The sequence below is a fragment of the Paracoccus sp. DMF-8 genome, from assembly GCF_029309835.1.
GTDB lineage: Bacteria > Pseudomonadota > Alphaproteobacteria > Rhodobacterales > Rhodobacteraceae > Paracoccus.
In genome coordinates this window covers 484,642-498,956 of the sequence record NZ_JARJHL010000017.1, presented here as the reverse complement: position 1 = coordinate 498,956, position 14,315 = coordinate 484,642, and the positions used below count along the sequence as shown (strand labels likewise).

The 14,315-nt window shown below is 65.3% G+C and carries 9 protein-coding genes and 2 pseudogenes; 4 read left to right on the top strand and 7 right to left on the bottom strand.

Annotated elements, in window-relative coordinates; translation table 11 throughout:
- Positions 1–389: 389 nt before the first annotated feature.
- Positions 390–2,882 (top strand): AAA family ATPase, encoded by a 2,493-nt coding sequence (locus PE067_RS20485; RefSeq protein ID WP_276191589.1) that lies wholly within the window; start codon positions 390–392, stop codon positions 2,880–2,882.
- An 86-nt stretch (positions 2,883–2,968) separates the two neighbouring features.
- A complete protein-coding gene (locus tag PE067_RS20480; protein WP_276191588.1) occupies positions 2,969–4,198 on the top strand; it encodes a restriction endonuclease in 1,230 nt (409 codons plus the stop codon).
- A 197-nt stretch (positions 4,199–4,395) separates the two neighbouring features.
- On the opposite strand, the gene PE067_RS20475 is transcribed toward PE067_RS20480, so the two are convergent.
- Both PE067_RS20475 and PE067_RS20465 read right to left on the bottom strand, forming a co-directional pair.
- Positions 4,396–4,647 carry a hypothetical protein gene (locus PE067_RS20475; protein WP_276191587.1) on the bottom strand — a complete coding sequence of 84 codons (252 nt, stop codon included), beginning with the start codon at positions 4,645–4,647 and terminating at the stop codon, positions 4,396–4,398.
- Positions 4,648–4,809: 162 nt separating this feature from the next.
- Positions 4,810–5,310: pseudogene (locus PE067_RS20465) on the bottom strand (hypothetical protein); the annotation flags it as partial.
- Positions 5,311–5,461: 151 nt separating this feature from the next.
- On the opposite strand from PE067_RS20465, the gene PE067_RS20460 reads away from it, so the two are divergent.
- Positions 5,462–7,366 carry a cation-translocating P-type ATPase gene (locus tag PE067_RS20460; protein ID WP_068767957.1) on the top strand — a complete coding sequence of 635 codons (1,905 nt, stop codon included), beginning with the start codon at positions 5,462–5,464 and terminating at the stop codon, positions 7,364–7,366.
- Positions 7,367–7,578: 212 nt separating this feature from the next.
- Here PE067_RS20460 and PE067_RS20455 read toward each other — a convergent pair.
- The 4 genes and pseudogenes from PE067_RS20455 to PE067_RS20440 form a co-directional block, all read right to left on the bottom strand.
- Positions 7,579–7,689: pseudogene (locus PE067_RS20455) on the bottom strand (FAD:protein FMN transferase); the annotation flags it as partial.
- 208 nt (positions 7,690–7,897) lie between these two features.
- The gene (locus PE067_RS20450) at positions 7,898–9,079 is read right to left on the bottom strand and encodes an acetate/propionate family kinase (RefSeq protein ID WP_276191585.1); all 1,182 of its coding nucleotides are present in this window, start codon (positions 9,077–9,079) and stop codon (positions 7,898–7,900) included.
- Positions 9,079–10,011: a phosphate acetyltransferase gene (locus tag PE067_RS20445; RefSeq protein ID WP_068767959.1), complete on the bottom strand. Its 933-nt coding sequence runs from the start codon at positions 10,009–10,011 to the stop codon at positions 9,079–9,081. The genes PE067_RS20450 and PE067_RS20445 overlap by 1 nt, the downstream gene beginning before the upstream one ends.
- A gap of 11 nt (positions 10,012–10,022) precedes the next feature.
- Positions 10,023–12,206 (bottom strand): TerB family tellurite resistance protein, encoded by a 2,184-nt coding sequence (locus PE067_RS20440; protein ID WP_068767960.1) that lies wholly within the window; start codon positions 12,204–12,206, stop codon positions 10,023–10,025.
- 219 nt (positions 12,207–12,425) lie between these two features.
- On the opposite strand from PE067_RS20440, the gene PE067_RS20435 reads away from it, so the two are divergent.
- Positions 12,426–13,186 (top strand): IS5 family transposase gene (locus PE067_RS20435; protein WP_156506959.1). Its coding sequence is split into 2 segments (ribosomal slippage): positions 12,426–12,753 and positions 12,753–13,186, totalling 762 coding nucleotides; the frame shifts between segments, so codons are not numbered across the junction.
- Positions 13,187–13,199: 13 nt separating this feature from the next.
- Here the strand turns inward: PE067_RS20435 and PE067_RS20430 are convergent.
- Entirely contained in the window at positions 13,200–14,312 is a 1,113-nt protein-coding gene (locus PE067_RS20430; RefSeq protein ID WP_276191583.1) for an ABC transporter permease, read from the bottom strand.
- Between the last annotated feature and the right edge of the window lie 3 nt (positions 14,313–14,315).

Genomic DNA, 14,315 nt, shown 5'->3' with positions numbered 1-14,315 from the left:
TACATCAACGCCACATCAACACGACATCAGAAAGGCCGCAGAAGCACGGATAATCACGCATCCGCACGCAGCGGCGGGCAACTCGCAGTTGCGCACCTGCTTCCTTCCGGCCATCATCGGCCCGTGGTTCCAGACGGTGAATTGACGACGACGGATTTTGCCCGCGGCTTCCTGACTCGGAATCGTCACCATTCGGCGAGCAGGGGGCGAAACGATGCAACAGGACGAATTCCGGAAATGGCTTGTAGCTCAGGGCCAGACGGAGGCAACCGCCTCGTCGCGGGCGAGCAGCGCAAAGCGCGTGGAGCAATATCTGGGCGATCTCGACGAGTTGTTCGCGCAGGAGGATCGGGACAGCATCCTCAACCGGTTTGCCTATACGGCCGAGGATGAACGCGCGGGAACGCCCCAACCCCTCCCCTGTCCCCATCGACGGTCTCTTGCGCACGGGGCTTGCCAGCCTCCAGCAGGCCCTGAAGCTGTACCATTCCTTCCTGACCGAGCAGTCCAATGTGCCCGCCAAGGCAGAGCACCAGGCATTGGTGGACCGCCTCACCCGCACGGAGATCGATGCAGCGATGCGGGAGTGCGATCAGTTGGGCCTTAAGCCCTTCCTCGCGCGCGGTGGCTTTGCCAGCCCACAGGTCTGGGTCACAGATGATGGCAAGGAGCAGTCCTATCCGGCGAAGGCGACGGTCGCAGCAGCCTTGGGGCATCTTCCGGACGGCCGCGTCCTCGCAGCGAAGGAGTTCTTCAATGGCTTCGGAGAGGCGCAAGCCTTCGCAAAACTTGAGGCTCTGGGATACCGGATCCTTCGCAAGGGAGCGGTTGGTGAGGATGACGCCTTTTCTCGCGACCGGATCGAAGGTGCGATGGACGCCTACGACCAGTTCCGCACGTCTGGTGCCCATGCCGATGCGTTCTCGAGCTTCGGCGAGCCAAAGGATTTCTGGGTACGGTCGACACGCCCGCGCCAGGACAAGCGCTTTCCGACGAAGCCAATTGTCGGGTACCTTCTGGGGAAGGCCGCGAGCACATTCAATGGCGGGTGGAGCCAACCAGGGGATGCGGCCGCAAGGCTGCATGCGGCGGGCTACGTCATCGTCGATCAGCATGACACGCCGCTGCCGCTTCCCGACCAACACACCCACCTGATGCGTGGGGCAGACCGGGCGCGTCTGGTCGCTCTGAACTACTTCATCGCACCTGCGCGCGAGGCCGGGCAGCCTTCTGTCACGATCCGTGCAGGCGACCTGCACGACATGGCGGGACTTGTGAAGAACTGGGCGAACGTCTGCCGTGCGCTGGAAGGCGAGATGTTCCAGAAGCTTGCCTCGGTCCCGGCGCCTACACGGTCCGGGCCGGAACGCAGCACCACGACCGAATACACCTTCGTCCCCGCGCAGGGCGGGGCCGCGAAGGAAAAACCCATGCCGCACGCCGTTCAGACTGCGACCACCAACCTGATCCTCTACGGACCGCCCGGCACCGGCAAGACCTACCAGACGGCGTGGGAGGCGGTTCGCCTCTGTCTGGGCGACGCCGTTGCCGCTGATCTCTCCGGCGAGAAGAACCGAGATCGGTTGATGGCGGAATACCGGCGCTTGATGTCCGAGGGGCGGATCGAGTTCGTGACCTTCCACCAGTCGATGTCATACGAGGAATTTGTCGAGGGTCTGAGACCCGGCATCGACGGGGACGATCCGTCGGAAAATGGTGCTGGCTTCCGCCTTGAGCCTGTCGCCGGGATCTTCCAGCGAGTTGCTCGGCGTGCAGAGGCCAGTGCAAGGGATGGCGCGAGCACCGGGCAGGATGCAGATGAAGCGATGCCTGATGCCCCAGAGCTGGACGTCGCTGTGTCCGTGCTGCCCGAGACTGAGTCCTCAGGTAACAGAGATCGTCAGCCCCAACAGAGTTTGGAAAATGACCTGTTCACCGTGGGTCAACTGCCGCCTGTGCGCGATGGCACTTTCCGGAAGCTTGCCCAGGATGTCGCGCAGGAGTTGGCGCAGGCACACCCGCAAGGTTTCTCCCTCCAACAGTATCGGGAAGCCCTCGTGAGCGCCGGTCGGGAGACGGGCATTGAGCCGACCGGCGGTTGGGAGAAACACAACATGCCCACCTGGGCCAGTCATCCGGACCAGGCATGGCTAGTGCCTGCGGACGCAGCAGTGGCAGCGTCCTCGAATCCTCGAACGAATGGCCGGCAGCAGACGTCGGGCGTCACAGTCCGGGTCGAGCACAACACCTCAGCTGCGCATGTCCTGATCATCGACGAGATTAACCGTGCCAATATCTCGAAGGTTTTCGGGGAATTGATCACGCTCCTGGAACCGGATAAGCGGCTCGGGAGGCGCGACGAAATTCAGCTGACCTTGCCCTATTCGAAGAAGCCCTTCGGGGTGCCGCAGAACCTGCACATCATCGGAACCATGAACACGGCCGACCGCTCGATTGCGCTGCTGGACACAGCCTTGCGCCGTCGGTTCACCTTCAAGGAACTGATGTCGAACCCGACCGTCCTGTCCGAGAATGTCAGCGGGATCAATCTGCAGAAGCTGCTTGCCACGATCAACGACCGCATTGAGTACCTTTTCGACCGCGAACACCAGATCGGGCATGCATATTTCACCGGCTGCGCATCGCTCGACGCCGTCGCGGACGTCATGCGACACAAGGTCATTCCGCTTCTGTCCGAGTATTTCTATGAGGATTGGTCGAAGGTCGCCGCCGTTCTGGGCGATGGCCCGCAAGGCCCGTCGCGGTTTCTGGAAGCCCGCCGCCTGGCCGCGCCTCCCGGCATCGCCGCGGATGATTTCAGCGGTGAAAGACTGCGCTGGCGGGTGAAGGACCAGTTCGATTTCTCCGAGTTCGCGGCCTGATGCCCGCCTACTCCGTTCGCGAATGGGAGACAGTGCCCCATGGCGATGGGGAGGGGTGCATTCCGCCGCACCTTGCCCGGCGCCTAGTGGCACTGGCCAAGACATCCCCCTTCGCCGGCCGTGGCGGCGGCGGCGTTCTTGAGGATAGGCGCCACGACTTGCGGGCACGCGGGGTGGTTGGCGTATTGGCGGTGCCGGGCTGTACGCTGGAAATCCTGCCGAAGATCGACGTCGGCGACAAGGAAGGCTCGGCCCAAGAGACGCGCGAAATCCGCAAGCGCCTCGTCCACATGCTTGCGGTGGCCCTCGACCTGAAGATCCAGACTGGACGCATGACCGACCTCGACTGGCAGCGCGAAACGCTGCTGGAAATCCTGATCCGCATCTTTTGCGACAAGCTGACCGAGGCGGTGCGCCGGGGCATGCCACGGCGCTATACCCTCCACGACGACGACCTGCCGACCTTGCGGGGATCGCTGGATATCCCGCGTCAGTTCATCCGACATATTGCAAACCCGGGCCGCCTGGCGTGCCGCTATGACGAGTTGTCCGAGGATATCGCCCTCAACCGCATCATAAAGGCGACCATCGCTCATCTGGCGGGCATGTCGCGCAACGCGACGAACGTGCAGCGGCTGCGGGAACTGGCCTTCGTCTATGCCGATGTCGCAGAGGTGCAGGTCCCCGCCCTGCGGTGGGACGATGTTGTCATCGACCGCACGAACAGCGCGTGGCAGGAACTCTTTGGAATGGCGCAGCTGTTCCTGCGTAACCGATACCAGACCACCAGTGCCGGTTCAGGGCAGGGAGCGGCACTGCTGTTCGAGATGAATGCCCTGTTCGAGGAATACATAGGCCGTCTGGTAGCGCGGGCGCTGGCAGGGTCCGAATTCCGCGTGACCCTGCAGGGTGGCCGCCTGTTCTGTCTGACGTCGCTTGATGATGATCGGGCGGTGTTTCAGACCAAGCCCGACATCCTGATCTGGCGCGCTGGTCAGGTCGCCCATGTGATCGACACCAAGTGGAAACGCATTTCCGACCGGATCGACGATCCGAAACAGGGGGTCGCCCAGGCGGACGTCTATCAGATGATGGCCTATGCCCACCTCTACAAGGCCCCGCGGCTGACGCTGCTTTATCCCCACCATGCGGGACTGGGTGACGAAGAAGGGATCCGCGCGCGGTTCCGGGTGACGGGTCAGGAAACACTGCTGGAAACGGCGAGCTTCGACATCTCCACTGGCGCCGACCTTTTGGATCGCGTTCGTGGCCGGATCCTGACTGGCATCGAAGAAATGTCGCCCGCACTGCCGTGATGGCGAAGGGCACGCCCCGGCAGGTGCACAACTGTGCCCATCGGCGGGCGCGACAGATGAGGCCCCGCCGTGCCACCATGTCCCTGCAGCGAATCCCCTGCGGCTCTTTGACCTTGTGAAGCTGTGAACCGGGCCGGGCGCTGCCTTGCGGTCGAGGCGCCCTGCGCTTCCCGCGGGGACACCACCCGGCCCGGCTTTCACCCGCACGCCCTGGCCTGGTCCCGCAGCACCGCATAGTCGCTGAGCATGCGGACCAGCATCGCCCCCTCCGGCAGAGCCTCGACCTTCCTCGCCGCGCGGACCTGTTCGGCGGTGGTGTAGGTGACCACCGGCGGACAGGCCTCCGCGCCGCTGCCGTCAGAACCGCCCGCCGCGCAACCGGTCAGCCAGAGCATCACGATCAGCGGGACGGCGGGCGGCGGCTTCCAGCATCCGACGATTGACGGCATCACTTCTCTCCCGAGTTTCAGGGCGTTCAGCGGCGCGGCCTGCGCGCTCGCCTGCGCGGCGAAGGTTCAGCAGGAAGAGCAGGATTGCAGCGGCCGCGAGGATGAACCCCGCCGCCCTGCGCGCTCCTGCCGATCCGGCCAGTGCGGCACCCAGCCCGGCGATCATCGCCGCCCCCGCTTCCAGTCGTCGATGCGGGCATGGATGGTGACGGCGATGCCGGCGAGCGCCACGACGATCAGCAGCCAGCGCAGGGTGTCGAGGTAAGGCACCAGCGGCAGGATGGCCCCCTGCGCCTCGGCCAGCACCTCCCGCGCGACCTCGACGCCGGCAGCCTGGATCACGGTTGCCGTCAGTCCGGCGCGCTCGCGGCCATAGCGGTCATAGTTCCACTGGATCACCTCTTCCCGGCGCTCATGTTCGAAATCGACGTCGATATCCGGCGGCTCGCCGCGTTCCTTACTGATGAACCGCTCAAAGATCAGGGCGATGCTCTCGGGCGGGACCTCGGTGATGCCCAGAAGATAGCAGACCACGGAATTCGCCGCCGAGCCGCGGCCCTGACAGAGGATGCCCTTCGATCTTGCAAACTGCACGATGTCATGTACGGTCTGGAAATAGGGCGCCTAGTCCACCTCGCGGATCAGAGTCAGCTCCTTCTCGACACGGTGGACGATCGTCGGCGGCGGGCCGGCAGGATAGCGTCCGTGCGCACCTGCATCTGGACCGCCATCGCGGCGCTTGCATCGCGGGGCAAGAAGCCCACATGAACGATTCTCGAACCCAGCCAGCACTTGTGCCAGCCAGGAGCCTGACATGAAGCGATCCCTGCCCGTTGACCTGTCGCTGGTCCTCTCGCTCGCCACAGTACTCGGCATGGCGATGGCCGTGGCCGGACGGTGGCCGGCGCACGAGATTCTTGGCGCCTTGCTGGCTCCGGGGCTGGCGCTGGTCTATCTGGCGGGCGGGTTTCCGACCGCCTGGCGCGCGGTTTCGGAACTGTGGCGCGAGCATGTTCTCGACATCGACCTCTTGATGATCGCCGCCGCCATCGCTGCGGCGGTGGTCGGCGCACCGTTCGAGGGCGCGGTGCTGCTGACGCTGTTCAGCATCTCCACCACGCTTGAGGAGCGGGCACTCGGCCGGGCGCGGCGGGCCATCGAGGCGTTGATGGCGCTGCGCCCCGAGACGGCGCTGCGCAGAACCGCGGGCGGCGCGGTCGAGGAAGTCGCCGCCGGGGAACTGGCCGTCGGCGACGTGGTGGTGCTGCGGCCCGGCGCACGGGTGCCGAGCGACGGCGTGGTTCTCACCGGGCGCGGCGGCATCGACGAGGCCAACATCACCGGCGAATCCATGCCCGTATCGAAGGAGGCGGGCGCACAGGTCTTCGAGGCTACGGTCAATCTCGACGGCGTGATGGACATGACCGTCACGAACACGGTCGGCGACAGCACCATCGCCCGCATGATCCGGCTGGTGACCGAGGCGCAGGCCGCCCGCGCCCCCTCCGAGCGGTTCAGCGAATGGTTCGGGCAGCGCTATACGGTCGCGGTCATGGCCGGGGCGGTGATCGCCTTCGCCGCCTTCTGGTGGATGGGCCGCGACTGGGAACAGGCGCTCTACCGGGCGGCAACGCTGCTGGTCGCGGCCAGCCCCTGCGCCATCGTCATCTCGGTCCCGGCCGCGATCCTGTCGGCGCTGTCGGCGGCGGCGCGCGGCGGCGTGCTCTTCAAGGGCGGGGCGGCGCTGGAAACCCTGGCGAGTGTCGAAACCTTCGCCTTCGACAAGACCGGAACGCTGACCACCGGCCGCGCGGCGGTGACGCGGGTGGTGGCGCTCGACGGCGACGAGGCCGGGTTCCTGTCGCTGCTGGCCGGGCTGGAGGCCGGGTCGGAACACCATATCGCTGCCGCCATCGCCCGCGAGGCCGGGGCGCGCGGGCTTGCGGCGGCGAAGGTCGTGGACGCAACGGCACGGCCCGGGTTCGGCATCCTCGGACGGGACGAGGACGGCCCCCTCTGGGCCGGCAACCCCTATCTGGCCGAGGAGATGGGCGCCCGGATCGACCATGCCGCGTTGCAGGTGCTGGCGGATACGGCGCAGACCGTAGTCTATCTGGGGCGCGGCCAGAGGGTCCTCGGCGCCGTCTGCGTCGCGGACGAGGCGAGGCCGAGTTCGGCCGCCGCCCTGGCCGCCCTGCGCCGCGGCGGGGTTCGCCGCATCGTTATGATGACCGGGGATCGTCGCCCGGTGGCGCTGCGGATCGGCGGCGAGCTGGGGCTTGTGCCTGACGAGATCCATGCCGGGATGCTGCCCGAGGACAAGGTGCGCCGGATTGCAGAGCTGACCCGAGACGGAAAGGTTGCCTTCGTCGGCGACGGCGTGAACGACGCGGCGGCGCTCGCCCGCGCCGATGTCGGCATCGCCATGGGTGCCGCCGGGTCGGAGGTCGCGCTTCAGGCGGCCGATGTGGCGCTGCTGTCCGAGGACATGGAGCGGCTGGCCGACGCGCACCGTCTATCGCGCCGTGCTTCCGCCGTCATCCGCCAGAATCTGGTCTTCGCCATCGGCGCGATGCTGGTGCTGGTCATCGGCGGCCTGTTCTTCGACCTGCCGCTACCCTTGGCGGTGATCGGCCACGAGGGCGGAACGGTGCTGGTCGTGCTGAACGGGCTCAGGCTCCTGTCCGACCCGATCCGCCGGCCGAAGCCGCGGGGCTGACGCGCCCCTGTCGCCGGTCGCCCAGACGTTGCCGGCGATGGCGACGCAGAGCGACGGCGGCGATCTGACGCGCCCCGAACCGGTGCGCGAGGCCGGATATCGGGCCGCCGAACAGGGCGCCGATTGCACGGGGTCGGATGCCCTCCGCCTCGCGCATCGAAACAGCGCGTCGAGGCGCAGGCGCGCCGCCGTGTCCCCGCCTGCCTGGAGAACATGGTATGCGAGAGGCTCTGCCCTCGTACCTCGACGCGGTGACGGTAGTCGCCGGAAGTCGCGACGGCACAATCCTCGAGCGCGAGGATCGAATGCGCCGTGCGTCGTTCCCTGGTCTCCTCGTCCTTGGAGGCCAGCAGATGTCAGATCATAGCTTTCGCCACTGTCCGATTTTCGGGGGGTAGCTCAATCTGGGAGTACAAATTGCAGATCGGCGGAGCTGGGAATCGGGACGGGAAGGGGCAATTAGGAGCATTGCAGGAACACGCAAGCCCAGGGAAGAGCTGTTCGGAAGTTACATGATCACAGGCACCGAAATCACGTGGTGCCGCTCGTCAGTGCAATGGTGTGGCGCGCGATCATCCGTTCTTCGTCGGTAGGGATGACAAGGATCGGGAGGCGACTCGCGGGGGTGGAAATGCAGGTTGCGCCAGCGGCATTGGCAGCGGGGTCGATCTCGGCGCCAAGCCGGGCCAGGCGCGCGGCGATGCGGGCGCGGATCTCGGGCGAATGTTCGCCAATTCCGGCGGTGAACACGAAGGCGTCCAGCCCGCCGAGGGCCGCGGCCAACTGGCCGGCGTGGAGGCCGCAGCGATAGGCGAAATGCTCGATGGCAAGGGCGGCGCGCGGGTCGGGGCTGGTCAGAAGGTCGCGCATGTCGCTGGAGATGCCCGAAAGGCCCTTCAGCCCCGCCTCGCGATAGAGGAGGCGGGTGATCTCGGCCGGGGTCATGCCTTTTTCCTCGATCAGATGCAGCACCACGCCGGGGTCGAGCTGGCCGGGGCGGGTGCCCATCGGCAGGCCGTCAAGCGCGGTGAACCCCATCGTCGTCTCGACGCTGCGACCACCCTGCAAGGCGCACATCGAGGCGCCGCTGCCCAGATGGGCGACGATGACGCGGCCCTCGGCGATCTCGGGCGCGGTTTCGGACAGGGCCTGCGCGATGTATTCGTAGCTGAGGCCGTGAAAGCCGTAGCGGCGGATGCCTTCGTCGTAGAAGGCGCGCGGCAGGGCATAGCAGTTGACATGTTCGGCATGGTGGCGGTGGAATGCCGTGTCGAAACAGGCGACCTGCGGGGCGTCGGGCGCGATCGCCATGGCCAGGCGGATCGGCGCCAGATTGTTCGGCTGATGCAGGGGCGCCAGAGTCTGATAGCGGGAGAGCCGGTTCAGGATATCCTCGTCGATCAGCACGGCGCGGTCGAAATCCGGCCCTCCATGCACGACCCGGTGGCCGATGGCGCGCAGGGTGATGCCCTTGCGGGTCTTCAACCAGTCCCGCAGGACGCCAATTGCGGCTGGCAGGTCGGGGATTTCGGCGGCCTCATGGCTGCGGTCGATCAGCACAACGCCTGCCGCATCGACGATCCTGAGCCGGGGCCTGACTCCGATCCCGTCGACCTGGCCGCGCACACGTCGCTGCAATCCACCATCGACAAGACCGAAGGACTGGAACTTCAGGCTGGACGACCCCGCGTTGACGACCAGGATCACGTCCATCAGACGCCGGCCTTCCTGCGGAGCGCATTGGCATAGATCGCCGCCACCGCGCAGGAGGCCATGCGGGTGCGGACGCTGTCGGCGCGCGAGGTCAGGATGATCGGCACGCGCGCGCCCAGCACGATCCCGGCTGCATCGGCGCGGGACAGGAAGATCAGGTTCTTTGCCAGCATGTTTCCGGCTTCGAGGTCGGGAACGACAAGGATCTGGCCGTGGCCGGCAACCGGGCCGCCGATGCCCTTGATGCGCGCCGCTTCGGGATCGATGGCGTTGTCAAAGGCCAGCGGGCCATCCAGCAGGCCCCCGGTGATCTGTCCCCGCTCGGCCATCTTGCACAGCGCAGCCGCCTCGATCGTCGAGGGGATCTTCGTCGTCACCGTCTCGACCGCCGACAGGATCGCCACCTTGGGTGTGCCAAGCCCGATGCCCGCCCACAGGTCGATGGCGTTCTGTACGATGTCGCGCTTGCTGTCGAGATCGGGAAAGATGTTGATCGCTGCATCGGTGATGAACAGCGTCTCGGGGTGGCCCGGCACATCCATGATGAAGACATGGCTGATCCGGCGTTCGGTGCGCAGGCCGGTGGTTGCGTCGGTGACTTCCTTCATCAGCTCATCGGTGTGCAGGCTGCCTTTCATCAAAAGCTCGCCCTTGCCGGCGCGGATCAGGGCCACCGCCTGCGCGGCGGCGGCGTGGCTGTGCGGCGCATCGACGATCTGCCGCCCGGCAAGGTCGATGCCGTGTTCGGCGGCGATGGCGCGGATGCGGGCTTCCGGCCCCACCAGAACCGGCTCGATCAGATGTGCCGCCGCCGCCTCCATCGCGCCGCGCAGCGAGGTCTCGTCGCAAGGATGTGCGACGACGGTCAAGGCGGGCGAGCCGTCGCGGGCCGCGGCAATCAGGCGCTGGTGCTTGTCGTGAAGCTCGTCCATGGGGTGTCCGTTCAGGATGCCTTGCGTTTGTCGATCGCTGCGGGTCCGATGCCAAGAAGGCTGGCGATCCGGTTCAGCCGCTGCCGCGCCTTGTGGTCCAGCGCGCCGCTGGCCTCGACCACCTCGCGGATGGTGTCAAGCGCCATGCGGCGCTGGTCGCCGGATTCGGGCATGAGACCGGGAATGGCCCCAAGCGCCGCCTCTTCGTCGAGAAGCAGCATCTGAAGCTGTTCACGCACCATCTGCTTGAAATCGGCCAGCGTCAAAGCGCTGCTTTCGGGATGGGTCCGGCGCAATCGTGCGATCTCGGCGAACTGGCGTTCGTCGACGACCCTGCCCGACATGCCGACCCAGATCAGCGCCCGCACCACTGCCGCGACAGGACCACCCTCCGTCATGTTTCGGCGCAGCCCCTCGTCGCGGCGCCTGACCAGTTCGTCATGCAGCCCGGTATGTGCGGGCTTGCGCGGGCGCTCTGTCGAGGATGTGTCGACGCCTAGCGCCGCCTGCAAGGCCCTATTGCCATAAATGGCGTGGAAACTGGCCTCGGATGTCCAGTTGATCGCGTCGCGCATCGCGTCAAGACCCTGAACGATGGCGGTTGATGTCATCTCCTGCATGTTGAGCCAGGGGTTGTCCGGGCTGGCAGGTTCGCGTTTTTCGCGCACACTTTCTGCCAGTCCCTTGACCTGCCGCATCCAGGGGTTGCCGGCGCAGAACATCTCGTAGGACAGTCGCAGCGGGTGGAACCTGCGCGTCGCCTCGGCGAAGGATGGCGTCGTGAAGGCCTGCACGAAGGGCTGGGCGAAGGTGCGGTAAAGTGCCAGGTTGATCTCGGAGAGCCGTGCCACCGTCTCGAACTTGCGCTCGTCCTCAAGGTCGTTGCCGCCAAGCGCGCGGATGTCATCCAGCGTGCGCGCCTCGCAACGCATCACCCAGTCGCCCTTGACCAGATCGGCATTGACTCCGGCCGCCTCCTTCGGGGTCAGCACCGCCTCGTAAAGACCGGGGGGCAGCACGTCGATCAGGTCGATGTTGTGGGCGAACTCGTCATGTTCCTTGCGTGCGACCTGGCCCGAGACGAAAATGCCCAGATGGCCGATATGGTCGTGCACCGTGTAGACAATGGTTTGCCCCCAGGCGCGGATGTCGTCCTCGCTGTCATAAAGGTCAAGGATCCAGTCCAACGCCTGCTGCGGCGGAGTGATGTTGTCGCCCTTCGAGCAGAAGACGACGATGGGCGAGTTGATCGCGCGCAGGTCGATGGCAGTGCCATCCGCAGTTCGGATATCGCCGGCCGCAAGATGGTTGCCGACGAAAAGCTCGTCCACGATCCACTGCATTTCCCCGGCATTCAGCGTGACCAGGGCATTCCACCACTTCTCGAACCCAAGGTAACGCTCGGGCTCGGTATCGATCTTCGACCAGAGATTGTATTGCTTGGTCCAGAAGGTGTTCGCCGGATCCTGCGCCTCGAAGTTCTGGACCAGCGCGGCGCCATCGAAGATGCCGCCCCCCAGATCGCCCGCCAGTGCCGTCAGCCAGGTTCCGCCCATGAGGCCGCCGGCATAGCGCATCGGATACTTGCCATGCACGCCCGCCCAGTAGGACAGAGGCGTTCCGGGAACGATGATCGGGCCGAAAAGCTCGGGCCGCAGGGCGGCAAGGATCATCACCGCCCAACCGGCCTGGCAATTGCCGATGACGCAGGGCTTGCCCTCGGCCTCGGGGTGGCGCGCGACTACCGTTTCCAGAAAGGTTGCCTGGGCATTGGTGACATCAAGGATGGTCTGGCCGGGAACCGGTTCGGGCAGAAAGCCGATGAACCAGACCGGATGGCCCGCCTTCAGCGCGACGCCCACCTCGCTGTCGGCCTTGAAGCCGCCGATGCCCGAAACCTGACCCGCGCGCGGATCGACGATCACGAAGGGACGTTTCAGGGGGTCGATGGTTACGTCTTCAGGGGGGACGATCCGATAGAGAAGATAGTTCACCGGCGGGTCGAAACTGCGGGCATCGAGGACCAGTTCGGCATCATAGCTCAGGACATTGGGCGCCGGATCTTTGGTATGGGCGTCGTACTGGGCGGCACGTTCGCGCATCACGTCAAGGAAAAGCACCGAACGCTGCCAGGCATCTGTCATGTATTCCGCAGTCTGCGCCATCGCGGGAAATGTCATGTCACGCTGAGCCATGTTTCCACCTTTCGATTGCCGGAAGGCCGGCGGGTTCGCCAACCGTCCCATGGGTTCGATATGTCTATCTGCACGCCGGGCGGCGAAAGGCAAACCATGCGCCCCTGCTCCCAGCGCAACTTTTCGTTATCTGGGCGCGCCCCTTAGGTTGTGTGGACTCTAGGGATTCCCAAAGGTTTCTGGGCGTGATTCAAGTTTTCCATAGCGGGGAGGCTTGCCATGGGGATCTTGGATCGGCTGGTGCTTTCGGACGGGCAATGGGATCGGATTGCCGCACATATCATCGGGGACGAGCGGACGCGCGGCAGCAGCGGGCGAGACAATCGCATGTTCGTCGAGGCGGTGCTATGGATCGTGCGGACAGGTTCGCCATGGCGCGACCTGCCTGAGGTGTTCGGGTCGTGGAACAGCATGTTCCGCCGCTTCAGCCGGTGGAGCCGGAAGGGCGTCTGGTGGCGGATCTTCGCGGCGATGTCGGAGGATCCCGACTTCGAATACCTGATCGTGGATAGCACCATCATCCGCGCCCACCAGCACGCTTCGGGTGGAAAAAAGGGGCTGAAGATCAGGCCCTTGGCCGATCCCGCGGCGGGCTGAGCACCAAGCTGCACCTGGCGGTGCGCGGCCTTGGTTGCCCGGTGCGCTTCACCCTGACCGGCGGGCAGCAGGGAGACGCCCCCCAGGCCGAGGCACTGATCGCCGACCTGCCCGCCGGGGTGGTCATGGCGGATACCGCCTACGACAGCGACCGCCTGCGCGAAATCATCGCCCGCAAGAAGGCGCTCGCCGTCATCCCGAACAATCCGTCCCGGGCGCGCAAACATCCCCTCGACAAGCATCTCTACGCCCAGAGGCACCTCATCGAATGCTGCTTTTCCAAGCTCAAGCAATTCCGAAGGGTCGCAACGCGATACGAGAAAACCGCCAGAAACTACCTCGCCGTCGTCACCATCGCCGCCATCGTCCTGTGGATCAGGTAAATGTCCACAGAACCTAGCGCAGGAAGGCCCGGAACTGCCGGAGTGCCAGCCAGAACAGCACCGCCCCGATCACCGCCAGCGCAAGAAGCTGCGGCCAGACCACCTCCAGCCCGGCCCCCCGGAACAGGATCGACTGCGACAGGATGATGAAGTGGGTATTCGGTGCCGCCAGCATGATGGTCTGGATGAACTCCGGCATCGACTCGCGCGGGGTCATGCCGCCGGACAGGATCTGCAGCGGGATGAGAACCATCATCATCAGAAGCGCAAACTGCGGCATTGTGCCGGCGACCGTGGCCATGAATATCCCCATCGAGGTCATGGCGAACATCATCAGAACCGCCCCGGCAAGAAAAAGCGGCACCGATCCCGCGACGGGCACATTCATCAGCCCCTGAACCACCACCGTCAGCGAGAAGGTCGAGCCAAGCAGAACCACCAGCCCCATCGACCAGATCTTGGACAGCATGATCTCGGTCGCCGTGACCGGCATCACCAGAAGATGTTCGACCGTGCCATGTTCCTTTTCCCGGATCAGGGCTGATCCGGTCAGGATCAGCGACAGCATGGTGATCGACTGGATAACGCTGTTGATGGCCCCGAACCAGCCGGGATCAAGCGAGGGGTTATAGCGGGCGCGAAGGGCCAGTTCGACGGGCAGCGTGCTTTGCGCCCGATACCCCGAGACAAATTCCGAGACCTCGCTGGACACGATCTGACTGACATAGCCGCCGCCGGTGAAAGCCTGGCTCATCCGTGTCGCGTCAATGTTCAGCTGGATCGCCGGTGCCTTGCCCGCCAGCACATCGCGCTGGAAATCCGGTGGAATGTTCAGCGCGAAAGTATCCAGGCCCGCATCCATCCTGGTGTCGATTTCGGCGGCGGTAGTCAGGTTCGGCGGCACGAAATAGGGCTGATAGAAGGCCGAGACGATCCGCGACGATAGCTGCGACTGGTCCTCGTCGACGATCGAGATCGCGGCATTGCTCAGCGTCTCCGGGCTGGAATTGGCCGAAGTCCAGACCGACAGGCTGAAGGAATAGACGATCAGCGCCAGCATGATCCAGTCGCGCCACAGCCCGCGCAGCTCCTTCACCCCGAGGTTTCGGACGTTCTTCAGGTTCATGGC

Excerpts from the sequence above, each read along its gene's own strand:
- PE067_RS20485 (WP_276191589.1), top strand. The coding sequence starts at position 390 with ATGAACGCGCGGGAACGCCCCAACCCCTCCCCTGTCCCCATCGACGGT.
- PE067_RS20430 (WP_276191583.1), bottom strand. The coding sequence starts at position 14,312 with ATGAACCTGAAGAACGTCCGAAACCTCGGGGTGAAGGAGCTGCGCGGG.
- PE067_RS20475 (WP_276191587.1), bottom strand. The coding sequence starts at position 4,647 with ATGCCGTCAATCGTCGGATGCTGGAAGCCGCCGCCCGCCGTCCCGCTG.
- PE067_RS20450 (WP_276191585.1), bottom strand. The coding sequence starts at position 9,079 with ATGGACGTGATCCTGGTCGTCAACGCGGGGTCGTCCAGCCTGAAGTTC.
- PE067_RS20445 (WP_068767959.1), bottom strand. The coding sequence starts at position 10,011 with ATGGACGAGCTTCACGACAAGCACCAGCGCCTGATTGCCGCGGCCCGC.
- PE067_RS20460 (WP_068767957.1), top strand. The coding sequence starts at position 5,462 with ATGAAGCGATCCCTGCCCGTTGACCTGTCGCTGGTCCTCTCGCTCGCC.
- PE067_RS20440 (WP_068767960.1), bottom strand. The coding sequence starts at position 12,206 with ATGGCTCAGCGTGACATGACATTTCCCGCGATGGCGCAGACTGCGGAA.